Genomic DNA, 22,026 nt, shown 5'->3' on the forward strand with positions numbered 1-22,026 from the left:
GTGTCGCCCGGGACCCTAGCAGCATTCCGCGGCCGTCTCCAGAGGCGGCCTCCAAGGGGGGCGGCTACTCCGCCAGCGCGCGCAGCAGGGCGAACAGGCCGTACCCCAGGACCACGGCGACCAGCCAGGAGGCGGCCAGCATCGCCAGCCACGCCAGGACGAGACGGACGCCGCGCAAGGACTCCACCTGCGGCTCCGGCTGGTTCAGGAGGATGGTGCGGAGGTCGGCACCGGGAGCGCGACGCGGGCCGGCGGCCCGGTCGGACATGACGGGCGGCGGTGCCAGGACGGGGGCGATCTGGTGCATCGGGGATGCCGGGCATTTGGTGGAGGTTGTAAACAAACGTACTCCCCGATCGCTCGGAGTGCCCGCGCGCAGGCGCGGTAGGCCATGGGACTCCCGCCGGGTAGGGGCGGTGCGGAAGGGGTACGCCCGCCCCCTCCCGCACCGCCGTCCCCGGCTACTTCTTCGCGAGTGCCGCGACGCCCGGCAGGGTCTTGCCTTCCAGCCATTCGAGGAAGGCGCCGCCGGCGGCGGACACGTAGGTGAAGGCGGACTCCACACCGGCCTGGCCGAGCGCCGCCACGGTGTCGCCGCCGCCGGCCACCGACAGGAGCTGGCCGTCCTGGGTGCGCTTGGCGACGACCCCGGCGACCGCGTTGGTGCCGGCGTCGAAGGGGGCGATCTCGAAGGCGCCGAGCGGGCCGTTCCACACCACCGTCTTGGCGCCCTGGATCTTCAGGGTCAGGAACTCCACGGTCTTGGGGCCGACGTCCAGCGCCATCTCGTCGGCGCCGATGGCGTCGGCGGCGACGTCGCGGCTGGCGGCACCGGCCTTGAACTCCTTGGCGACCATGAAGTCGACCGGCAGCAGCAGCTCGCACCCCGACGCCTTGGCGGTGTCCATGATGGCGCGGGCCTGGTCGGCCATGTCCTTCTCGCACAGCGAGGCGCCGACGTCGGTGCCCTGGGCGTAGAGGAAGGTGTTGGCCATGCCGCCGCCCAGCACGAGCATGTCGACCTTCTTCACCAGATTGCCCAGCAGGTCGAGCTTGGTGGAGATCTTGGCGCCGCCGACGACGGCGCAGACCGGCCGCTCCGGCTTCTCCAGCGCCTTGCCCAGCGCCTCCAGCTCGGCCTGCATCAGCCGGCCGGCGGCGGCCGGCAGGTGGTGCGCCACACCCTCGGTGGAGGCGTGCGCCCGGTGGGCGGCGGAGAAGGCGTCGTTGACGTAGAGGTCGCCCAACGCGGCCATCGCCGTGGCGAAGGCCGGGTCGTTCTTCTCCTCCTCGGCGTGGAAGCGGGTGTTCTCCAGGAGCAGCATGCCGCCCGGCTGCAGGGCGTCGACGGCGGCCTTGGCGGCCGGGCCGACGCAGTCCTCGGCGAAGGCGACCGGCTGGCCGACCGCCTTGGACAGGGCCGGCAGCACCTGGCGCAGGGAGTTCTTCTCGTCGGGACCGCCCTTGGGCCGGCCGAAGTGCGACAGGATCGCCACCTTGGCGCCCTTGGCGGCCAGCTCGGTCAGGGTGGGGGCGAGGCGGTCGATGCGGGTGGTGTCGCTGACCTGGCCGTCCTTGACGGGGACGTTGAGGTCGGCGCGCACCAGCACCGTCTTGCCGTTCACGTCGAGGTCGTCGATGGTGTTGAAATCAGGCATGGCCGCGAACTCCCAGAGGGTCGAGTTTCGCGGCACCGAAGCACAGGAGGCGCCGCTTTGCAACGGCCGCCGGGTCGCAGCCCGGCGGCGGCGGCGGACCCTGCCCGAAGGGGGTGGGGACGCCCGCACCGGCCGGGTGGCGTCACACCGCGGCGGCCACGGCGTGGGCGCAGTCACCGAGCGCGGCGACGCGCAGGCGCCGCGCCCCCTCGTCGGCGAAGCGCGGACTCGGCCCGACCACGCCGAGCGCGCCGACCAGCTCCGTGCCGCCGCGCAGGACCGGCACGGCGAGCGACGACACCCCCTCCTCGAACTCGCCCTCGACGTAGGCGTAGCCGCGCTCCGCGGTCTCCGCCAGGTCGCGCCGCACCGCCTCGAGCGACCGCTTGGTCGTGCGCGTGTAGGGCTGCAGCGGCGCCTCGGCGAGCAGCCGCTCGCGCGTCTCCGGCGGGGCGAAGGCCAGCAGCGCCCGCCCCAGCCCGGTCGGCAGGAGCGGCAGGCGGGTGCCCATGGTGAAGCCGAGCGTGATCATGTGCGGCTCGCCCGGCGAATGGGCGACGTACACCGCCTCGTGGCCGTCGAGCATGGCGAAGGAGATCGCCTCGCCGAGCTTGGCCGAGTAGCCGTTGAGGATCGGCACGATGGCCTTGCCGACCTGCCGCCCCTGCAGGAAGCCGGCGGCCAGCCGCAGCACCCGCGGGGTCAGCGTGTAGACGCGGTTGCGGCACTCCAGATATCCCAGATGCTCCAGGGTCAGCACCAGGCGGCGCGCCACCGTGCGGTTGATGCCGGTGCGGCGGGCGATGTCGGGAATGGTCATCGCCGGCTCGCCCTGGCCGAACGCCTCCACGACCTCCAGCCCCTTGGCGAAGGTCAGCGAAATATCCTTATCCGAGAGGGGGGTGTTCATCAGAATCGTTCCAACATGGCGCTTGACGAAAGCCCTTTCCCGACTCCTATAATCGGGCATGTGAGCGATAATAGCTCCATTGATCGATAATCGCTCACGCGAGGCTGGCAAACAACAGATTTCCGGCGAGCAACCAAAAAAAGGGAACAGGGTTATGATGACCGCATCGAAGGCTTTCACGGCCGCCGCCATCGTCGGCAGCGCCATCTGCATGTCCTGCGTCGTCCCCGCGAACGCCGCGGACGTCAATCTGCGCTACGCCCACTTCATGCCGCAGGGAAGCTGGCAGCACGAGAAGATGTTCGACGCCTGGGCCAAGGCGGTCGCGGCGGAGTCCGGCGGGCGCATCGGCGTCACCGTGTTCCCCGCCCAGACCCTGGGCAAGGCGCCGGCGGGATACGACAACGCCAAGACCGGCATCACCGACATCGCCTGGACGGTCCAGGGCTACACGGCCAACCGCTTTCCCTTGAGCCAGATCGTCGAGCTGCCCGGCCTGTTCGAGACGGGCGCCGTCGGCTCCTGCGCGTTCCAGAAGCTGTACGACAGCGGCGCCCTGGACGGGGAGTACAAGGAGACCCACGTCCTCTACGTCCACACCCACGGACCCGGGCACCTGCACACCAAGGACAAGGCCGTCACCACGCTGGACGACCTGAAGGGCCTGAAGATCCGCCGCCCGACCGACGTGGTCGGCGAGCTGCTGAGCCAGCTCGGCGCGGAGCCCGTCGGCATGCCCGCCCCCGCCACCTACGAGGCGATGCAGCGCGGCGCCATCGACGGCTACATGCTGCCGTGGGAGTCGGTCGAGAGCTTCCGCACCTACGAGGTGGGCAGCCAGCACACCGACTTCGGCTTCTACTCCCTGGCCTTCGTCGTCACCATGAACAAGGCGAAGTACGAGGCCCTGCCGGCCGACCTGAAGAAGGTCATCGACGACAACTCCGGCATGAAGTGGGCGGTCGTCGCCGGGCGCGGCTACGACGAGGGCGACAAGGACGGCATCGCCAAGATCAAGGAGACCGGCGGGCAGATCCACACCCTGAGCGAGGCCGAGCGCCCGGCCTGGGAGGCCGCCGCCGCCCGCGCCGCCAAGGCCTACCTCGACAAGCTGGACGCCCAGGGGCTGCCGGGCACCGCGACCTACGAGAAGGTCAAGGGCTACGTGGCCGACTGCAAGGCCGAGCTCTGACGAAGGGCGGGCCGCTCCATGGAACGCGTGATCCGGCTCTTTGACGGGATCGCGTTCGCGGCGACGGTGGCGATGCTCGCCGTCGTCGTCGAGAGCGTGGCGGCGCGCGCCCTGTTCGACGCCACCGGGGGAGAGATCAACCTGATCGTCCCCGGTGCCATCGAGCTGGCGAGCTATTTCCTGCTCATCCTGGTGTTCGCGGCGCTGCCGCGGGCGGCGCTCGGCGGGCTGGTCAGCGTCGACCTGCTGGTCGGCGCCCTGCCGGGGTGGCTGCGCCGGGCCCTGGAAAGGACCTGGGACCTGGCGCTGGCCGCCTTCGGCGGGATCCTCGCCTGGCTGTTCGGCGAGAAGACGCTGACGATGGCCGCGCGCGGCGACGCCACCCAGGATCTGGAGGTGCCGCTCTACCTCATCTACGGGACGCTGACGCTGTTCTGCCTCGGGCTCGCCGCCACCGGCGTGTGGCTGGCACTCAGGCGGTTCCAGCCGGCGAAGCCCACGGGAGTCTGATCCTTGGAGCCATTGACGATCGGGTTGATCGGCATCGCCGCCGTGCTGGCGCTGCTTGCCGTCGGCTGCCCCGTCGGGCTGTCGATGATCCTCGTCGGCGCCGGCGGCTTCGCCGCCATCGTCGGCGTCGCCCCGGCCTTGCAGGTGATCGAGACCGGCGCCTTCGAGACCGCCTCCAACTATTCCTTCACCCTGATCCCGCTGTTCCTCCTGATGGGCAGCCTGGCGTCGCGGGCGGGCCTGTCCAAGGACCTGTTCGACGCCGCCCGCTTCTTCACCCGGGGCTGGAACGGCGGCCTGGCGCTGGCCGCGGTGACCGGCAGCGCCGCCTTCTCCGCGGTGTCCGGCTCGTCCCTGGCGACCGCCTCGACGATGACCCGCGTCGCCTACCCGGAGATGCGGCGCCAGGGCTACCACCCGCGCCTCGCCGCCGGCGCGCTGGCGGCCGGCGGCACGCTCGGCATCATGATCCCGCCGTCGGTGGCGCTGCTGCTCTACGGCCTGATCACCGAGACGTCGGTCGGCGACATGTTCCTCGCCGGGTTCCTGCCGGGCCTGCTGGCCTACTCCCTCTATCTCGTCACCGTCATGATCATGGCGCGCCACTGGCGCCCCGACCCGGCGGTGGCGGCGGGCGCCGCCGCCGAGGACGTCGCCGGCACCCTGGGGACGGCGCTGCGCCAGTTCGCCCCGGTGGCGCTGCTGTTCGGCCTGGTGATGGGCGGCCTCTACGGCGGCCTGTTCACCCCCACCGAGGCGGGCGGGGTCGGCGCCTTCCTGGCCCTGCTGCTGGCGCTGTGGCGGGGCCTCACCTGGCAGGGGTTCCGCGAGGCGGTGGTGGAGACGGTGGCGGTGACCGCGACCATCTTCGTCATCCTGATCGGCGCCGAGGTCTTCGGCTTCCTGCTGTCGGTCAGCCAGATCTCCTTCGCCATGGTCGACATGATCAAGGCGTACGGGCTGGCGCCGTGGCAGGTGATGACGGCGATCATCGTCTTCTACCTCGTCATGGGCTGCTTCCTGGAGAGCCTGGCGATGATCCTGCTGACGGTGCCGATCTTCTTCCCCGTCGTGATGGCCAGCGGCTTCGATCCGATCTGGTTCGGCGTCATCGCCGTGGTGACGGTGGAGACCGGCCTGATCTCGCCGCCGGTCGGCATGAACCTCTTCGTGGTCAAGGGGGCGGTGGAGGACCTGAGGCTCGGCGACGTGATGGCGGGGGTGCTGCCCTTCGTCCTCGCCGACGTGGTGCGCCTCTGCATCCTCGTCGCCTTCCCCGCGATCTCCCTGTTCCTGCCCCGCCTGCTCGGCGGCGGCTGATTCCCGATCCCAAAGGACGCACCATGAGCGAGACGGTCAAGATCACGTTCCGGCTGCCCGACGGCGCGCTCGTCGAGGTCGACGCCCCGGTCGGCCAGAGCGTCATGCAGGCCGCCGTCTTCAACAACGTCGAGGGCGTCGAGGCGGAGTGCGGCGGCAGCTGCATGTGCGCCACCTGCCACCTCTACGCCGATCCCGCCGTCGCCGCCCGCCTCGCCCCGCCGGACGAGCAGGAGGAGGCGATGCTGGGCGAGACGGCGGCGGAGCGGCGCCCGGAAAGCCGGCTGAGCTGCCAGATCCCGGTGGTGCCCGGGCTGGCCGGCGCCGTCTTCACGGTGCCGGAGCGGCAGTCGTGAGCGCCGCGACGGCGGGCGGCGTGGCGATCGTCGGCGCCTCCCACGCCGGGGTGCAGGCGGCGGTCAGCCTGCGCGAGCTGGGCTACGCCGGGCCGGTGCGGCTGCTCCACGCCGAGACGGCGCTGCCCTACCAGCGGCCGCCGCTGTCCAAGGCCTATCTCGCCGGCGCCGCGGCCGCCGACTCGCTCGCCCTGCGCGGCCCCGACTTCTTCGCCGCCAAGGGCATCGAGCTGATCGCCGGCGCCCGGGTGCGGGCAGTGGAGGGCGAGGGACGGCGGCTCCTGGTGGAACCGGCGGCGGGTGCGGCGGGCGCGGTGCCCGAGCGCATCGACTGCGACCGGCTGGTCCTGGCGACCGGCGCCGTCGCCCGGCCGCTGCCGGTGCCGGGCGGCGACGACGCGGCGGTGGCGACGCTCCGCACGCTCGCCGACGCCGACGCCCTGCGCCGCCGCCTGGCGGCGGCGTCGGCGGTGGTGGTGGTCGGCGCCGGCTTCATCGGCCTGGAGGTCGCCGCCACCGCCCGCGCGCTCGGCAAGGCGGTGACGGTGGTGGAGAGCGAAGGGCGGGTGCTGGCGCGCCTCTTCCCGCCGGTGCTGTCCGACTTCCTGGAGGCGCGCCACCGCGCCGCCGGCACCGCCTTCCTGTTCGCCGCCCGCGTCGCCGCGGTCGAGCCCGCCGCCGAAGGGCGCCGCCGCGTGGTCCTCGCCGACGGGCGGGCGCTGGATGCCGACCTGGTGGTGGTGGGCATCGGCGCCGTCGCGCAGGCGGCCCTCGCCGGCGCCGTCGGCCTGCCCGGCGGCGACGGCATCGCCGTGGACGCCGACTGCGCCACCGCCGTGCCCGGCGTCTTCGCCGCTGGCGACTGCGCCGCCTGGGCCGACCCGCTGACCGGCGCGGTGCGCCGCACGGAATCCGTGCAGAACGCGGTGGACCAGGCCAAGACCGCGGCCGCCGCCATCGCCGGGGCGCCGCGCCCGCCGCGCGCCGCGCCCTGGTTCTGGTCGGACCAGCTCGACCTCAAGATCCAGATGGTCGGCGACGCCCTGGACGCCGACGACGTGGTGTGCCGCGGCCGTCTGGAGGAGGGGCGGTTCTCGCTCTTCCACTACCGCGGCGACCGCCTGGTCCGCGTCGATTCCGTCAACCGGCCGACCGACCACATCGCCGCCCGCCGCCTGGTCGGCGCCGGCACCCGCCTGCCCAAGGCGACCGCCGCCGATCCCGAGGCGCGCCTGAAGGACGTGGCGTGAGGGTGCCGGCCGCCCTCGCCGAACAGGCATAGGCGCCGAACAAGCATAAGCATTGAGGAGATGCGTCGATGATCAGCAAAGAGCGCAACGACGAGATCACGCGGGTCGGCCGCGGCACGCCGGCCGGCGAGCTCCTGCGCCGCTACTGGATGCCGGCGGCGCTCAGCGAGGAGCTGCGGAGCGGCCGGCCCGTCGTCCCGGTGACGCTGCTGGGCGAGCGGCTGGCGCTGTTCCGCGAGCCCGGCGGCGCGCTGGGCCTGATCGGCCGCCACTGTCCGCACCGCGGCGTCGACCTGTGCTACGGCCGCGTCGAGGACGGCGGCGTGCGCTGCCCCTTCCACGGCTGGCATTTCGACGCCACCGGCCAGTGCACCGAGCAGCCGGCCGAGCCCGCCGGCTCGAAGATGCACGAGCGTGTCCGCACCACCGCCTACCCGGTCGTCGAGAAGAACGGCATCGTCTGGGCCTATCTCGGGCCGGGCGAGCCGCCGGCGTTCCCGGCCTTCGACTGCTTCGTGGCCCCGGAGAGTCACGTCTTCGCCTTCAAGGGGCTGTGGGAATGCAACTGGCTGCAGGCGCTCGAGGTCGGCATCGACCCGGCGCACGCCTCCTTCCTGCACCGCTTCCTGCAGGACGAGGACCCCAGGGACAGCTACGGCCGCCAGTTCCGCGACACCGCCGCCGACACGGCGATGCCGATGACCAAGGTGCTGCGCGAGTTCCCGCGGCCGGAGCTGAAGGTCGAGGAGACCGCGTGGGGCCTGCGCATCATCGCGCTGCGCGACCTCGCCAACGGCAGCAGCCACGTGCGGGTGACCAACCAGGTGTTCCCCTGCGCCATCACCATCCCGCTGTCCAACGAGATGACGATCACCCAGTGGCACGTCCCGGTCGATGACGAGCGCTGCTACTGGTACGCGCTCTTCACCAGCTTCGACCGGCCGGTCGACAAGGAGACCATGCGCGCCCAGCGCCTCAAGGAGCACACGCTGCCGGACTACGCGCCGCTGCGCAACAAGCGCAACGAGTACGGCTTCGACAGCCGCGAGCAGGAGACGCTGACCTACACCGGCATGGGGCTCGACATCAACGTGCACGACCAGTGGGCGTGCGAGTCCATGGGGCCGATCCAGGACCGCACCATGGAGCACCTGGCGACCTCCGACGCCGCCATCGTCCGCTACCGCCGCATGCTGCGCGCCGCCATCGCCACCGTCGCCAACGGCGGCGACCCGGCCGCCCTGCCGCTGCGGGGCGACGGCGCGGCGGCGGTGCGCGGTCCGGTGTCGGTGGACGCCATCGCCCCCAGCGACGACTGGAGCGCCAGCTGGGAGACCCGCGACGCGGCCCGCCGGCAGGCCTGCCCCTGGGACGCGGCGCTCTGAGGCTGCTGGGGTTTTCGTGCCCCCACCCCGACCCCCCCGCTGCGCCGGGGAGGGTCGGGGCCGGTGGCCCGTCGGATGCATCTGCTTTTCGCCTGACACCGAACCGCGAGAAGGACGCCATGGCAAGGGATTCGGGTAACTACGGCCGTTCGGGCTTCGTCGCGCGCCACGCCCTGTGGTCCGACGCCGCCCACGCCGCCGCCGAGGCGGCGCTGCGGACGGTGGAGGAGCGCAAGCTGGAGGTGGTGCGCATCTCCTTCGTCGATCAGCACGGGGTGCTGCGCGGCAAGACGGTGCTGGCCGACGCGCTGGCCTCGACCTTCCGCAGCGGGGTGACCATCACCTCCACCTTGCTGCTCAAGGACACCTCGCACCGCACCGTCTTCCCGGTCTGGCAGGAGGACGCCGGCTTCGGCGCCGGCGAGATGACCGGGGCCGGCGACCTGCTGATGGTGCCCGATCCCACCACCTTCAAGGTGCTGCCGTGGTCGCCGGAGAGCGGCTGGATGCTGGCCGACCTCTACCACATCGACGGCCGGCCGGTCGCCCTGTCCACCCGCACCATCCTGCGCGACGCCCTGGCGCGGCTGGAGGCGACGGGCCGGCGCTTCGTCGCCGGGCTGGAGGTGGAGTTCCACGTCCTGCGCGTCACCGACCCGCGCCTCGGCGTCGCCGATTCCGGCCAGCCCGAGGCGCCGCCCGACACCGAACTGCTCTCCCACGGCTTCCAGTACCTGACCGAGGAGCGCTTCGACCGGCTGGAGGACGTGTTCACCCTGGTGCGCCGCAACGGCCTCGGCCTCGGCCTGCCGCTGCGCTCGCTGGAGGCGGAGTTCGGGCCGAGCCAGTGCGAGGTCACCTTCGACCCCGCCGACGGCATGGCGCAGGCCGACAACATGGTGCTGTTCCGCTCCATGGTGAAGCAGGTGTGCCGGCGCGCCGGGCTGCACGCCACCTTCATGTGCCGGCCGCGCTTCCCCGACTCCATGGCGAGCGGCTGGCACCTGCACCAGTCCCTGGTCGACGCCGGGAGCGGCGCCAACCTGTTCATGCCCGACGGCGACGAGCCGATCTCCGCGGTGGGGCGGCGCTGGATCGCCGGCATCCTGGCGCACGCCCGGGAGAGCTGCCTGCTGTCGACGCCCACCATCAACGGCTACAAGCGCTACCGTCCCTTCACCCTGGCGCCCGACCGCATCCAGTGGGGCCGCGACAACCGCGGCGCCATGATCCGCTCGCTGGCCGGCGCCGGCGACGCCGGCAGCCGCATCGAGAACCGGATCGGCGAGCCGGCGGCCAACCCCTATCTCTACTTCGCCTCCCAGGTCCTCAGCGGCCTCGACGGCCTCGAGCGCGGCCTGGAGCCGCCGCCGCCGGTGGAACGCCCCTACGACAGCGACGCCGAGGTGCTGCCGCGCAGCCTGGTCGAGGCGCTCGACGCCTTCCAGGGCGGCGGCTTCTACCGGCGGGTGCTGGGCGACACCTTCGTCGACTACCTCGCGACCATCAAGCGGGCGGAGTGGCAGCGCTACCTCACCACCGTGTCGGAGTGGGAGGAGCGCGAGTATTTCTCCCTGTTCTGATCGGCCGTTCCAGGAGCGCGCGCCATGCCCCATTTCGTGATCGAGTACGCCCGGCCGGTGGAAGCCATGGCCGACCCGGCGGCGGTGATGGAGACGGTGTTCCACGCCGCCGCCGGCAGCGGCATCATGAACCCGGACGACATCAAGATCCGGGCGATCCCCTTCGACCATTACCGGCTGCCCCGCCCCGGCGAGACGTTCCTGCACGTCGGCGCCTTCCTGCTGGAGGGCCGCAGCGACGCCCAGAAGGAGGACCTCGCCGTGCGCCTGCGGGCGGCGCTGGCGGGCATCCTGCCGGACGTCACCAGCATCAGCGTCGACGTCCGCGACATGAACCCCGTGGCCTACAAGAAGCGGCTGCTGCCGTCCGGCGATTGAGGGCCGGCGCCTGAAGGCCGGCGCCTGAAGGTGGCGATTGAGGGCCGGCTCGGCCGCACCATCTTGATGGTCATGACGGACTCGAACTGGCTCGGCCCGGCCGGGCGGATCGCCTACACCGCCGGGCAGGCGGCGCGGGTGGCGTGGTTCTTCGGGCAGTACGCGCTGGCGGCACGGCTCAGCGGGCCGGCGCTGCCGGCCGCCCGCCGGCCGGCCGGCGTCACGGTGCCCGACCGCGGCGCCATCCTCCGGGGGCTGCGGGCGCTGCTGGCGCGCGACCTCGCCAACATCGAGGCGGGCTATTACCGCATGCCCCACGACCTGCTGCCGGGGCCGCGCCGGGTGCTGGCCGACGCGGCCGCCTTCTTCGCCGACCTGCCGGCGGTGGCGCGGCGCCGGCGCGGCCGGATCGGCCGCGAGGTGCGCGCGGCGCCGCCGCCGGGGTCGGAGCGGCTGCCGGCCTACTACCGCCAGAACTTCCATTTCCAGACCGACGGCTATCTCTCGGCCGAGAGTGCGCGCCTCTACGACCATCAGGTCGAGGTGCTGTTCGGCGGCGGCGCCGACGCCATGCGCCGCCAGGCCCTGGTGCCGATCCACCAGCACCTGAGGGAGCGCCGGCAGGCCGACTGCCGGCTGCTCGACGTGGCCGCCGGCACGGGGCGCTTCCTCACCTTCGTAAAGGACAACCATCCGCGCCTGGACGCCACCGCGCTGGACCTCTCGCACGCCTATCTGGCCGAGGCGCGGCGCCGGCTGGCGCCGTGGGCGCGCAGCACCCGGGTGGTGCAGGCCCTGGCCGAGGCCATGCCGCTGCCCGATTCCAGCCAGGACGTGGTGACCTGCGTCTACCTGTTCCACGAGCTGCCGCGCCGGGTGCGCGCCGCGGTGGCGGCGGAGATCGCCCGCGTCCTCAAGCCCGACGGCATCGCCGTCTTCGTCGACAGCCTGCAGACCGGCGACGACCCGGCCATGGACGGGCTGCTGCGCCTGTTCCCGCTGGCCTTCCACGAGCCCTACTTCGCGGACTACGCGGCCGGCGACCTGCCGGCGCTGTTCGCCGCGGCCGGCCTGACGGTGCGGTCGTGCGAGCTGGCCTTTCTGTCGAAAGTGATCGTTCTTGCCAAGACCGGCGCTTCGTGATGGAATCGTCCGTCGGCGAAATCCTCGCCGCGATCAGGGCTGTAACATAACTGTCATATTACTGAAACATTCCTTGCGCGCCGGCTGCCCTCCGGCGCCCACCACAGACGTCGGCCGGCGGAACCGCAGACCCGGTGACCGCATTCCCTTCCCACGAGACATCGTTTCAGGGCGCCGACCGGAACCATCATGACCGACCAAGCCGACACCAACCGCGAAACCGAACTCAAGCTGAGCGTCCGCCCGGGGGACCTGGAGGCGTTGCGCCGCGCTCCGGCCCTGTCCGGCCGCGGCCGCGGCCGGGCCACGACCCAGGCGCTGGAGAGCGTCTATTTCGACACGCCCGACCGCGCCCTGTCGAAGCGCCGGGTGAGCCTGCGCGTGCGCAAGCAGGGCGACGCCTACGTGCAGACCGTGAAGTCGGCGCCGTCGCCCGAATCGGGGCTGACCCGCGGCGAGTGGGAGGTGCCGGTCGACGGCCCCGGCCTCGACCTGTCGCGCTTCGTCGACGGCGAGGCGCTGGCGCAGCTGGAGGGCATCGACCCGGCGGCGCTGGTCCCGGTGTTCGAGGCGCACATCCGGCGCACCGCGCGCGTGCTGAACGGCGCGGGCGGATCGCCGGCGCGGGTCGAGGTCGCCTTCGACGAGGGCGAGATCCGCGTGCCCGGCGGCCCGTCCCTGGCGGTGGCCGAGGTGGAGCTGGAGCTGAAGGGCGGCGACAGCGCCGTCCTGTTCGAGCTGGCGGGCGAGCTGGCCAAGGTGGCGCCGCTGCGGCTGGAGACGCGCACCAAGGCGGCGCGCGGCTTCGCCCTGGCCGACGGCACGGCGGACGGGCCGGTGAAGGCGGAGAAGGTGGAGCTCGACCGCGAGGTCACGGTCGAGGGGGCGCTGGGCCGCATCGTGCGCAGCTGCCTCAACCACGTCGCCGTCAACGAGGCGTGCACCCTGCGCGGCGACGATCCCGAGGGGGTGCACCAGATGCGGGTGGCGCTGCGCCGCCTGCGCTCGGCGCTGGCGCTGTTCCGGCCGTTCCTGCCGGCCGACCAGTACGACTGGCTGGTGGGCGAGGTGAAGTGGCTGGGCTCGGTGCTCGGCCCGGCCCGCGACTGGGACGTCTTCCTGACCGAGCTGTTCGCCCCGGTGCGCGACGGCTTCGCCGACGCGAACGGCCACGGCCAGCCGCTCCTCGCCGACCTCGACGTGCTGGAGGCGGCGGTGCGGGCGAAGCGGGAGACGGCCTACGCCGGGGTGCGCGAGGCGATCCTGTCCGACCGCTACTCCGCCTTCCAGCTCCGCCTGGCGGCGTGGCTGGAATCCCAGGGCTGGCGCGCCCAGCCGGTCAGCGAACGGTCGGCCCGGCTGTTCCGCCCGGTGGTCGACCTCGCCGACGAGCTGCTGGCCAAGCGCCACCGCAAGGCCCGCAAGGCCGGCCGCGGCTTCGAGGACCTGTCGGTCGACGAGCGCCACCAGCTGCGCATCGCGCTGAAGAAGCTGCGCTACGCCACCGAGTTCTTCCGCACCCTCTACGACGACAAGGCGGCGCGGCGCTACACCCAGGAGCTGTCGGCCTTCCAGGACTCCCTGGGCCACCTGAACGACGTGGCGACGGCGACCCGGCTGATGCACGGGCTGCACGAGGACGGCAGCCCCGTGGCACCCGGCGAGGCGCGGGCCGCCGGCCTCGTCATCGGCTGGCACGCCCGCGGCATCACCGCCCTCGAACCCCACCTCCAGCGATCCTGGGAGGGCTTCGCCGCGGCGAAACCCTTCTGGTCAAGGCCGCCCCGGACGGCGTAACCTCTTCGGACCATGCGCACAATCCTCGTCGCCAACATCAAGGGCGGGTGTGGCAAGACCACCATCGCCACCCACCTCGCCGCGGCCTACGCGTGCGCCGGGCACGCCACCGTGCTGGCCGACCTCGACCGCCAGCGCTCGTCGCTCGGCTGGGTGGAGCGCCGCCCGGCCACCGCCGGGGCCCTGGTCGGCCTGGACTGGGCCAAGGCGTTCGGCGACCCGCCGCGCGGCACCCAGCGCCTCGTCATCGACGCGCCGGCGGCGCTGAAGGCCAAGCAGGTGGAGGAACTGGTGCGGATGGCCGACATCGTCGTCCTGCCGGTGCTGCCCGGCGCCTTCGACGAGCAGGCCACCCAGCGCTTCCTCAAGAAGCTGGAGGAGCTGAAGCCGATCGCCAAGAACAAGAAGGCGGTGGCGGTGGTGGGCAACCGCATGAAGGCGCGCACCCGGGCGTCGGAGCGCCTCGACGTCTTCCTCGGCGGCCTCGGCCACGCCGTGGTGGCGCGCCTGCGCGACAGCCAGATCTACGCCGAGGCGGCGGCCGGCGGCCTCAGCCTGTTCGACCTGACGGGCAAGCGGGCGGCCGAGCACCGCGGCGACTGGGACGCCCTGCTGGCCTACATCGACGAGAACACGTAGGACGCGGCCGCGGTTTGCCGTTCACGCCTCGCGGCCGGCCGGCCGGTCGTCACCGGCCGGCGCCGGGACCTCCTCGAACGCCGGCGCCGTCGCCAGACGGAGGAACAGCGCCGCCGCGTCGTCCCAGCGGCCGGCGTCGGCCGCGGCGTCGCCGACCCGCTGCCGCCACGCCGTCAGCTCCTCGGCGACGGTCCGCTCGACCAGCCCCCGGGTCACCGGGCTCCCGTCGTCGAGGAGCGCGCCGTGACGCAGCCACTGCCAGACGAGGGCGCGGCTGACCTCGGCGCTGGCGGTGTCCTCCGTCCGGTCGAACAGATCCACCGCGCCGACCCCGCGCAGCCACGCCTCGAGGCGGCCGAGGCCGACGGCGACGGCTTGGCGCAGCCCGGCGTCGCTGCGCGGGCCGTCGGGGACGGCCAGCGGATCGGCCGCGGCGACCGCGCCGTCACCGCCGTCGGCCGCGGCGGCGCCGGTGACCGGCACCCCGCGGCGGTGTGCGGTGCGCACCGCCAGGACGGCGCAGGAGCGCAGGAACGGGCTCGCCCCGGTCACCGCGGCGAGGTCCGGCAGGACGGCGGCGGGGTCGTTGCCGAACGTCTTGATGAAGCTGACGATGCGGTTCCGGTGCCCGCAGGTCAGGCCGGCGGCGCGGTCGCGCAGCTCGTAGAGGATCTCGTCCAGCTCGAAGGCGGCGTGGATCGTCTCGACGGCCACGATCGTCCGGATGGCGCCGTGGGGCAGCCGCAGGTACTCCTCGGCCACCGTCAGCGCCTCGTTCCACAGGCGCGCCTCGAAGTGGCTCTCCAGCTTCGGCAGCCAGAGGCAGGGGCCGGCGCCCCGCTCCAGCAGCCGGTGCGCGTCGTCGGCGAGGTGGAGGGCGACGTCGAACAGCGCCGCGGACACCGGCACGCCGTCCATGCGCACGTGGCCCTCCTCGCGCGGCCAGCCGCGCGGGCGCAGCGCCAGCACGGCGGGGGCGGGGAGGGCGGTCGTCCGGCGCACCGCGTCGCGCAGGTCGGCCTGGCCGTCCAGCAGGTTGGCCCAGGTCGGCACCGTCCCGTCCTCGACGTCGGCCACCACCACCCGGGCGCCGGTGTCGAGCGCGGCGCCGATCGCCGCGCGCCCGGCCGGGCCGACGACCGCGACCGGGCCGTCCGGCAGGCGGTGGGGCGGGGTGGCGACGGTCCAGTCGGCCTCGCGCACCGCCCGGGTCTCGGGCAGGACGCCGGGTCGCTCGCCGGCGTCGACCAGCGCCTGGCGCCTCCGGCGCACCTCCATGAGGCGCTGCCGCTCCGGCCCGAAGCGCCCTTCCAGCTCGGCCAGGAGGGCCATCGCGTCGGGCGTCAGAAGGCGTTCGTCGCCCGGCCGCACCGGCCCGCGGACCTCGAGCCCGGAAATCATGGTCGCCATCGCGTGTCCCCCGTGTTCGTCGGGCCGCCGCCGCGGCGCGGCCCCTTTTGTCTGCGCGTATAGCACAGGCGGGGGCGGGGCCCCAAGGCGCGCCATGTCGCTGGGGGAAGGGCGCTACTCCGCGCCCGCCTTGCCGGGCACCGGGCGCTGCGCCAGCGGATGGTTCTCCACCACCACCCGGCGCAGCCGGTCGGAGACCACGTGGGTGTAGATCTGGGTGGTGGCGATGTCGGCGTGGCCCAGCATCTTCTGCACCGAGCGGAGATCGGCGCCGCGGTCCAGCAGGTGGGTGGCGAAGGCGTGGCGCAGCACGTGCGGGCTGACCTTGTCGGGGTCGATGCCGGCCTCCACCGTCAGGTCCTTGAGGATCTGCGCGAAGCGCTGGCGCGTCAGATGGCCGCCCGCCGAACTGCGCGAGGGGAACAGGAAGCCCGCCTGCCGGCCCTCGCGGCCCGCCACCAGGAAGGCGGGGCGCAGCGGCAGGTAGGCGGCTATCGCCGCGCGCGCCGGGTCCGACAGCGGCACCATGCGCTCCTTGCCGCCCTTGCCGCGCACGATCAGGCCGCGGCCGTCGCGCAGCAGCGCCGACAGCGGTAGCCCCACCAGCTCCGAGACGCGCAGCCCGGTGGCGTAGAGGATCTCCAGCAGCGCCACCAGCCGCATGCCCTCCGGGCCGCCGCGCCGGTGCGCCGCGTCGATCAGCGCCAGCACCTCGGCCTCGCTGAGGATCTTCGGCAGCGGCCGGCCCTGGCGCGGGCTGTCGAGCACCGACGAGGGGTCGTCGCTGCGCCGCCCCTCCGACACCAGGAAGCGGAAGAACTGGCGCAGCGCCGACAGCCGGCGCGCCACCGTGCGCGGCGCCGGCGCCGCGCCGGAGCGCACGAGGTGGTCGAGATAGGCGCGCAGGTCCTCGCTCGACGCGTCCTCCAGCGGCGTGCCGCGCTGGGCCAGCCACAGGGCGACGTCGGCGAGGTCGCGGTCGTAGGCCTCGCGCGTGTTGGCGGCCGCGCCGCGCTCGGCCAGCAGCATGTCGAGGAAGGCGTCGACGTGCGGCGACCGGGTCAGCGGGCGTGGCTTGCAGGGTCTGCCCCGGCGGGCCATGGGCGCCTCTCCCCTCAGCCCGGCGGCGCCGGGCCGGCGTCAGTGCGGGAAGCGCGCATCCGGAATGACCTTCTCCACCGTCTTCGACGGGGCCGGCATGTCCCAGGTGGCGAGAACCGCCATGCCGCCGCCGAGCACGACCAGCAGGAGGACGACGATGACCGACAGGAGACGGCTCATGGAACCCGGGGAGTTGGAGGAGGTGGAGCGATAGCGGGAACGTGCCACGGCGACTATCCGTACGGGATGGGACAAGGACGCACTTCGTGCTAAGACGCACTGACGACCGCGACTCCGGCGGCCAGCCGACGCCCGTATGGAGTTACCACTTTATCCCGAGCGGCTCCCGCGACGCAACAGCGCCCGCGGGACAGGTTTGTGACCAGGAGACCAGCGTGCCCAAGACCGACCGTTCCCCCACCGCCGTCGCCGGACGCCCGCACCCGCCGCAGCCGGTGCCGGCGCTGCCGCGGACGGTGGTGCTGGTGGGGCTGATGGGGGCCGGCAAGAGCGCCATCGGCCGCCGTCTGGCGGCGCGGCTCGGGCTGCCCTTCCGCGACGCCGACACGGAGATCGAGAAGGCGGCCGGCTGCACCGTCGAGGAGATCTTCGCCCGGGACGGCGAGGCGGCCTTCCGCACCGGCGAGCGCAAGGTGATCGCCCGGCTGCTGGCCGAGGGCCCGGTGCACGTGCTGGCGACCGGCGGCGGCGCCTTCATGGACCCGCAGACCCGGGCGCTCGTGCACGAGCGCGCCGTGTCGGTGTGGCTGAAGGCCGACCTCGACGTCCTGCTGGCCCGCACGGCGCGGCGCAGCAACCGGCCGCTGCTCAAGCAGGGCAACCCGCGGGAGATCCTGGAGCGGCTGATCGCCGTGCGCTATCCCGTCTACGCCGACGCCGACCTGACCGTGGTCAGCGACGAGCAGCCGCTCGAGCACACCGTCGACCGGGTCGTCGGCGCGCTGGAGGACCATTTCCGCCTGGCGCTGCGCCCGGCCGGCGATCAGGAGGAGAAGCATCGATGACCGACACCGTGCGGGTCGACCTCGGCCCCCGCAGCTACGACATCCTGGTGGGCGACGGCATCCTGGGCCGGGCCGGCGACCGCATCGCCGCCGTCACCGGCGGGCGGCCCCCCATCGTCGTCACCGACGAGACGGTGGCGTCGCTGCACCTCGCCACCCTGCACGGCGCCCTCGCCGCCGCCGGACTGGAGCCGGGGGAGCCGATCGTCCTGCCGGCCGGCGAGAAGACCAAGGACTTCGCCCACCTCGAGCGGCTGATGGACGCCATCATCGGCCGCCGCATCGAGCGCGCCGCGGTGCTGGTGGCGCTGGGCGGCGGGGTGATCGGCGACATCACCGGCTTCGCCGCCGCCATCGCCCTGCGCGGCATCGACTTCGTCCAGGTGCCGACGACGCTGCTCGCGCAGGTCGACAGCTCGGTGGGCGGCAAGACCGGCATCAACACCCGCCACGGCAAGAACCTGGTGGGGGCCTTCCACCAGCCGCGCCTGGTGATCGCCGACACCGCCACCCTCGACACCCTGCCGCGGCGCGAGGTGCTGGCCGGCTACGCCGAGGTGGCGAAGTACGGGCTGATCCGCCTGCCCGACTTCTTCGCCTGGCTGGAGGAGCACGGCGGCCGCGTGGTGGCCGGCGACGCCGACGCCCGCCGCCACGCGGTGACGGCGAGCTGCCGCGCCAAGGCGGCGATCGTCGGCGCCGACGAGCGCGAGAGCGGCGAGCGGGCGCTGCTCAACCTCGGCCACACCTTCGGCCATGCGCTGGAGGCGGCCACCGGCTTCGGCGCCCGCCTGCTGCACGGCGAGGCGGTGGCGATCGGCATGGTGCTGGCCTTCGACCTGTCGGTGCGCCTCGGCCTCTGCCCGGCCGGCGACGCCGCCCGCGCCCGGGCGCACCTGGCGGCGGTCGGCCTGCCGGTGAGCCCGGCCGAGGTGCCCGGCGTGGAGTGGGACGTGGACGAGCTGATCGGCCACATGGCCAAGGACAAGAAGGTGAAGGACGGCCGCGTCACCTTCGTGCTGGCCCGCGGCATCGGCCACGCCTTCACCCAGCGCGACGTCGCCGCCGATGCGGTGCGCGCGCTGCTGGAGGACGCGGTGCGACGCTGACGTGGGGCCCGCTCGATCATGGACCTGACCCTCTGGCTGTCGCTCGCCGCCATCCTGGTGCTGCTGATGCTGTCGGCCTTCTTCTCCGGGGCGGAGACGGCGCTGACCGCGGCGTCGCGCCCGCGCATGCACCAGCTCGAGCAGGAGGGCAGCGTCCGCGCCGGCCTGGTCAACCGGCTGCGCGAACGCAAGGAGCGGGTGATCGGCGCCATCCTGCTCGGCAACAACATGGTCAACATCCTGGCGTCGTCGCTGGCGACCAGCGTGCTGATCAGCCTGTTCGGCGACCGCGGCGTCGCCTACGCCACGCTCGGCATGACGGCGCTGGTCGTCGTCTTCTCCGAGGTGATGCCGAAGACCTACACCCTCAACCACGCCGACCGTTCGGCCCTGGCGGTGGCGCGGCCGATCGCCGCGGTGGTCTGGCTGTTCGGCCCGGTGACGGCGGCGGTCGGCTGGATCGTCGCCTCGCTGTTCCGCCTGTTCGGCGCCGACATCCAGCGCGTCGCCGTCGGCAGCTCGGCCGAGGAGCTGCGCGGCGCCATCGAGCTGCACCGCGGCGAGGATTCGGCGGAGCAGGAGGACGAGGGCACCCGCCACGAGCGGGCCATGCTGCGCTCGATCCTCGACCTCGCCGAGGTGGAGGTCAGCGAGATCATGACCCACCGCCGCAACGTGGTGATGATCGACGCCAGCCAGCCGCCGGCGCGGATCGCCGACGAGGTGCTGGCCAGCCCCTTCACCCGGCTGCCGCTGTGGAAGGACGAGACCGACAACATCGTCGGCGTGCTGCACGCCAAGGCGCTGCTGCGCGAGGTGCGGGCGCGCGGCGCCAACCTGGACGACCTGGACGTCGCCCTGATCGCCGCCCGGCCCTGGTTCATCCCCGACACCACCACCCTGTTCGACCAGCTCCAGGCCTTCCGCCAGCGGCGCGAGCACTTCGCCCTGGTGGTCGACGAGTACGGCAGCCTGATGGGCGTGGTGACGCTCGAGGACATCCTGGAGGAGATCGTCGGCGACATCTCCGACGAGCTGGACGCGCAGGTCGCCGGCGTGCGCCCGCAGCCCAACGGCGCCTACATCGTCGACGGCTGGGTGACCCTGCGCGACCTCAACCGCCAGTTCGAATGGCGCCTGCCCGACGACAAGGCCTCGACCATCGCCGGCCTGGTGCTCAACGAGGCCCGCCGCATTCCCGAGGTCGGCCAGGTCTTCACCTTCTACGGCTTCCGCTTCGAGATCCTGCGCCGGCAGCGCCATCAGATCACGGTGCTGCGCGTCGTGCCGCCGCCGGAGCTGCGGCGGCCCTTCGTCAAGCCGGCGTCCGCCGCCGCGCCGGCACCTCCGCCGGTTCCCGCCGCCCCTCCCCCCTCGCCGCCGGAAGCGACTTGAACGGCAACCCGGCATCCCGCACAGTGTAGGCGAGCGGCAGAAGGCCGGCACGGCCCATGGTTGAGAGAGACCGCCGCGATCGGACAGGGACGCGAGGAGGGACGGATGCCGACGCGCAAGATCATTCCCGACGTGATCAAGGACCAGACGCTGGTGTGCCTGCCGCCCGACGCCTCCGTCGGCGAGGCGGTGCAGCGGATGGCGCAGCACCGGATCGCCGCGGTGCTGGTCACCGAGGGCACCGTGCTCAAGGGGATCTTCACCGAGCGCGACCTCACCGTGCGCGTCGTCGCCGCCGGCCGGGACGCCGCCGCCACGCCGCTGTCGGCGGTGATGACCGCCGATCCCGACACGCTCGGCCCCGACGCCCCGGCCAGCGAGGCGCTCGACCTGATGGAGCGCCACCGCTACCGCCACCTGCCGGTGGTGCAGGACGGCAACGTGGTCGGCATCGTGTCGGTGCGCGACCTCTACAGCGAGGTGCGCCACCATCTGGAAGAGGAGATCAAGGAGCGCGAAGCGTTCATCTTCGGCTCGCAGTTCTCCGTCCAGTCGCCGTGACCGGACGCCCGCCCCGGCGCCGCCGGCCGGGGGGCGCAAAGACGGGGACGCAAAGACGGGGGCGGGTTGACCGCGGCGCGGCGGTCGCCGATATTCGCTGTGCACCGCAGCGAGTGAAGACACGGACATGCCGCTGACCGACCCGTCCCCGCGCGAGCCGATCCACACCCGGACCCTGACGTTGAACGGGTACCGGCGCGCCGACGGGCTGTGGGACATCGAAGGCCACCTGACGGACGTGAAGGCCTACGCCTTCACGACCGAGGAACGCGGCCGCCTCGAACCCGGCGACCCCATCCACGAGATGTGGCTGCGCCTGACGGTCGACGACAGCCTGACGGTGCTCGCCGTCGAGGCGGTCACCGACAAGAGCCCCTATGGCGGCTGCGGCGCCATCGTCGGCGCCTTCCAGAAGCTGGTCGGCCTCAGCGTCGCCAAGGGATGGACGCGGGCGGTCAAGGAGCGGCTGGGGGGAGTCCACGGCTGCACCCATCTGGTGGAGCTGCTGGGACCGCTCGGCACCACCGCCTTCCAGACCATCTATCCCGTTCTCACCCGGGAGCGCGAGCGCCGGGCCAGGGAGGAGGGCACGGCGCCGGAGGCGCCGCGGCAGCGGCCGGTGCTGCTCAACATGTGCCACATCTTCGCCAGCGACGGCGAGGTGGCGCGCACGCGGTGGCCCGACCATTACACCGGGGACCGGCCGGCCGACGCCGCGGACTGACGGGCGCGCGCCGCCACGGACTCCGCGTCAGGCCTCGGCGCCCGGCCGGCCGGCGGCGGGGACGCCGCCGAAGCCGGTCGGCTTGCGCGGCGCCGGCAGCGCCGCCTGGCCGCCCGCCCGGACGCCCGGCGTGCCGGTCGAGGGCGGCGGCTCCTCGTCCGGCGTCTTGAGGTCGAACGGCGTCCCGGAGAACGGATCGCCCTCGCCGTGGCGGGCGCGGGAGTGGCCGTCCTCGGTGCAGGCGCGGCGGAAATAGGCGGCGATGAAGACGCGGACCGCCGAGGTCAGGGTGACGTCGCTCTCCTCGGGGGCGAGGCCGCGCTGGCGCGCCTGCTCGTCGATGCGGTCCTTGATGCGGGTGCACAGGTCGTTGACGCCGTAGCTTTCGCGCCGGGCGATCTCCTCCAGCGCGTCCCACATGGACGGCTCCAGCCGCATGCTCGTGCGGTGGCCGCGGACCATGACGTTCTGGCTCCGCAAGGGCTCGACCCCCAGAGCGGACGCGGTCTTGCGCTTTGGCCCTCGCTTCGGCATCGGCGGCCCTTTCTCCGCCCGGCCCGGGCGGCGGAACGGCCGGGCC

At 73.1% G+C, this 22,026-nt stretch carries 23 protein-coding genes; 16 read left to right on the plus strand and 7 right to left on the minus strand.

Annotated elements, in window-relative coordinates:
- Window positions 1–64 precede the first annotated feature (64 nt).
- From ACSBPG_RS10840 to ACSBPG_RS10850, 3 genes are all read right to left on the minus strand, one after another.
- Entirely contained in the window at window positions 65–307 is a 243-nt protein-coding gene (locus ACSBPG_RS10840; RefSeq protein ID WP_435537173.1) for a hypothetical protein, read from the minus strand.
- A 154-nt stretch (window positions 308–461) separates the two neighbouring features.
- Entirely contained in the window at window positions 462–1,658 is a 1,197-nt protein-coding gene (locus tag ACSBPG_RS10845; protein WP_435537174.1) for a phosphoglycerate kinase, read from the minus strand.
- A 142-nt stretch (window positions 1,659–1,800) separates the two neighbouring features.
- Entirely contained in the window at window positions 1,801–2,568 is a 768-nt protein-coding gene (locus ACSBPG_RS10850; protein ID WP_435537175.1) for an IclR family transcriptional regulator, read from the minus strand.
- Between the two features lie 154 nt (window positions 2,569–2,722).
- On the opposite strand from ACSBPG_RS10850, the gene ACSBPG_RS10855 reads away from it, so the two are divergent.
- The 11 genes from ACSBPG_RS10855 to ACSBPG_RS10905 all read left to right on the plus strand — a co-directional run bounded on the left by ACSBPG_RS10855 (window position 2,723) and on the right by ACSBPG_RS10905 (window position 14,121).
- Window positions 2,723–3,760, plus strand: coding sequence for a TRAP transporter substrate-binding protein (locus ACSBPG_RS10855; RefSeq protein ID WP_435537176.1), 1,038 nt, complete (start codon window positions 2,723–2,725; stop codon window positions 3,758–3,760).
- An 18-nt stretch (window positions 3,761–3,778) separates the two neighbouring features.
- Window positions 3,779–4,270: a TRAP transporter small permease gene (locus tag ACSBPG_RS10860; protein ID WP_435537177.1), complete on the plus strand. Its 492-nt coding sequence runs from the start codon at window positions 3,779–3,781 to the stop codon at window positions 4,268–4,270.
- A 3-nt stretch (window positions 4,271–4,273) separates the two neighbouring features.
- On the plus strand, window positions 4,274–5,590 hold the full coding sequence (locus ACSBPG_RS10865; protein WP_435537178.1) for a TRAP transporter large permease: 1,317 nt from the start codon (window positions 4,274–4,276) through the stop codon (window positions 5,588–5,590).
- 23 nt (window positions 5,591–5,613) lie between these two features.
- Window positions 5,614–5,946 (plus strand): 2Fe-2S iron-sulfur cluster-binding protein, encoded by a 333-nt coding sequence (locus ACSBPG_RS10870; protein ID WP_435537179.1) that lies wholly within the window; start codon window positions 5,614–5,616, stop codon window positions 5,944–5,946.
- The gene (locus tag ACSBPG_RS10875) at window positions 5,943–7,196 is read left to right on the plus strand and encodes an NAD(P)/FAD-dependent oxidoreductase (RefSeq protein ID WP_435537180.1); all 1,254 of its coding nucleotides are present in this window, start codon (window positions 5,943–5,945) and stop codon (window positions 7,194–7,196) included. Before ACSBPG_RS10870 ends, ACSBPG_RS10875 begins: the two co-directional genes overlap by 4 nt.
- A 68-nt stretch (window positions 7,197–7,264) precedes the next feature.
- On the plus strand, window positions 7,265–8,581 hold the full coding sequence (locus ACSBPG_RS10880; protein WP_435537181.1) for a Rieske 2Fe-2S domain-containing protein: 1,317 nt from the start codon (window positions 7,265–7,267) through the stop codon (window positions 8,579–8,581).
- Between the two features lie 119 nt (window positions 8,582–8,700).
- The gene (locus ACSBPG_RS10885; RefSeq protein WP_435537182.1) at window positions 8,701–10,164 is read left to right on the plus strand and encodes a glutamine synthetase family protein; all 1,464 of its coding nucleotides are present in this window, start codon (window positions 8,701–8,703) and stop codon (window positions 10,162–10,164) included.
- A 24-nt stretch (window positions 10,165–10,188) separates the two neighbouring features.
- Window positions 10,189–10,542 carry a 5-carboxymethyl-2-hydroxymuconate Delta-isomerase gene (locus ACSBPG_RS10890; protein WP_435537183.1) on the plus strand — a complete coding sequence of 118 codons (354 nt, stop codon included), beginning with the start codon at window positions 10,189–10,191 and terminating at the stop codon, window positions 10,540–10,542.
- Between the two features lie 72 nt (window positions 10,543–10,614).
- Window positions 10,615–11,685 (plus strand): class I SAM-dependent methyltransferase, encoded by a 1,071-nt coding sequence (locus ACSBPG_RS10895; protein WP_435537184.1) that lies wholly within the window; start codon window positions 10,615–10,617, stop codon window positions 11,683–11,685.
- Window positions 11,686–11,874: 189 nt separating this feature from the next.
- Window positions 11,875–13,482 (plus strand): CHAD domain-containing protein, encoded by a 1,608-nt coding sequence (locus ACSBPG_RS10900; protein ID WP_435537185.1) that lies wholly within the window; start codon window positions 11,875–11,877, stop codon window positions 13,480–13,482.
- 12 nt (window positions 13,483–13,494) lie between these two features.
- Window positions 13,495–14,121, plus strand: coding sequence for an AAA family ATPase (locus tag ACSBPG_RS10905; protein ID WP_435537186.1), 627 nt, complete (start codon window positions 13,495–13,497; stop codon window positions 14,119–14,121).
- A 21-nt stretch (window positions 14,122–14,142) separates the two neighbouring features.
- On the opposite strand, the gene ACSBPG_RS10910 is transcribed toward ACSBPG_RS10905, so the two are convergent.
- From ACSBPG_RS10910 to ACSBPG_RS10920, 3 genes are all read right to left on the minus strand, one after another.
- Window positions 14,143–15,531, minus strand: coding sequence for a malate synthase A (locus ACSBPG_RS10910; protein ID WP_435537187.1), 1,389 nt, complete (start codon window positions 15,529–15,531; stop codon window positions 14,143–14,145).
- A gap of 114 nt (window positions 15,532–15,645) precedes the next feature.
- On the minus strand, window positions 15,646–16,632 hold the full coding sequence (locus ACSBPG_RS10915) for a site-specific tyrosine recombinase XerD (RefSeq protein WP_435537188.1): 987 nt from the start codon (window positions 16,630–16,632) through the stop codon (window positions 15,646–15,648).
- 39 nt (window positions 16,633–16,671) lie between these two features.
- Window positions 16,672–16,860: a hypothetical protein gene (locus tag ACSBPG_RS10920; protein WP_435537189.1), complete on the minus strand. Its 189-nt coding sequence runs from the start codon at window positions 16,858–16,860 to the stop codon at window positions 16,672–16,674.
- Between the two features lie 227 nt (window positions 16,861–17,087).
- On the opposite strand from ACSBPG_RS10920, the gene ACSBPG_RS10925 reads away from it, so the two are divergent.
- From ACSBPG_RS10925 to ACSBPG_RS10945, 5 genes are all read left to right on the plus strand, one after another.
- Window positions 17,088–17,657: a shikimate kinase gene (locus ACSBPG_RS10925; RefSeq protein ID WP_435537254.1), complete on the plus strand. Its 570-nt coding sequence runs from the start codon at window positions 17,088–17,090 to the stop codon at window positions 17,655–17,657.
- Window positions 17,654–18,766: a 3-dehydroquinate synthase gene (gene aroB, locus ACSBPG_RS10930; protein WP_435537190.1), complete on the plus strand. Its 1,113-nt coding sequence runs from the start codon at window positions 17,654–17,656 to the stop codon at window positions 18,764–18,766. Before ACSBPG_RS10925 ends, aroB begins: the two co-directional genes overlap by 4 nt.
- An 18-nt stretch (window positions 18,767–18,784) precedes the next feature.
- Complete coding sequence (locus tag ACSBPG_RS10935; protein WP_435537191.1) at window positions 18,785–20,161, plus strand: HlyC/CorC family transporter; 1,377 nt, start codon at window positions 18,785–18,787, stop codon at window positions 20,159–20,161.
- Between the two features lie 105 nt (window positions 20,162–20,266).
- Window positions 20,267–20,722 (plus strand): CBS domain-containing protein, encoded by a 456-nt coding sequence (locus ACSBPG_RS10940; protein ID WP_435537192.1) that lies wholly within the window; start codon window positions 20,267–20,269, stop codon window positions 20,720–20,722.
- A 127-nt stretch (window positions 20,723–20,849) separates the two neighbouring features.
- Window positions 20,850–21,446 carry a DUF2889 domain-containing protein gene (locus ACSBPG_RS10945; protein ID WP_435537193.1) on the plus strand — a complete coding sequence of 199 codons (597 nt, stop codon included), beginning with the start codon at window positions 20,850–20,852 and terminating at the stop codon, window positions 21,444–21,446.
- Between the two features lie 27 nt (window positions 21,447–21,473).
- Here ACSBPG_RS10945 and ACSBPG_RS10950 read toward each other — a convergent pair whose 3' ends face one another.
- The gene (locus ACSBPG_RS10950; RefSeq protein WP_435537194.1) at window positions 21,474–21,908 is read right to left on the minus strand and encodes a ribbon-helix-helix domain-containing protein; all 435 of its coding nucleotides are present in this window, start codon (window positions 21,906–21,908) and stop codon (window positions 21,474–21,476) included.
- Window positions 21,909–22,026: the final 118 nt, after the last annotated feature.

The organism is Azospirillum sp. ST 5-10 (assembly GCF_051225715.1).
Taxonomy (GTDB): Bacteria; Pseudomonadota; Alphaproteobacteria; order Azospirillales; family Azospirillaceae; genus Azospirillum.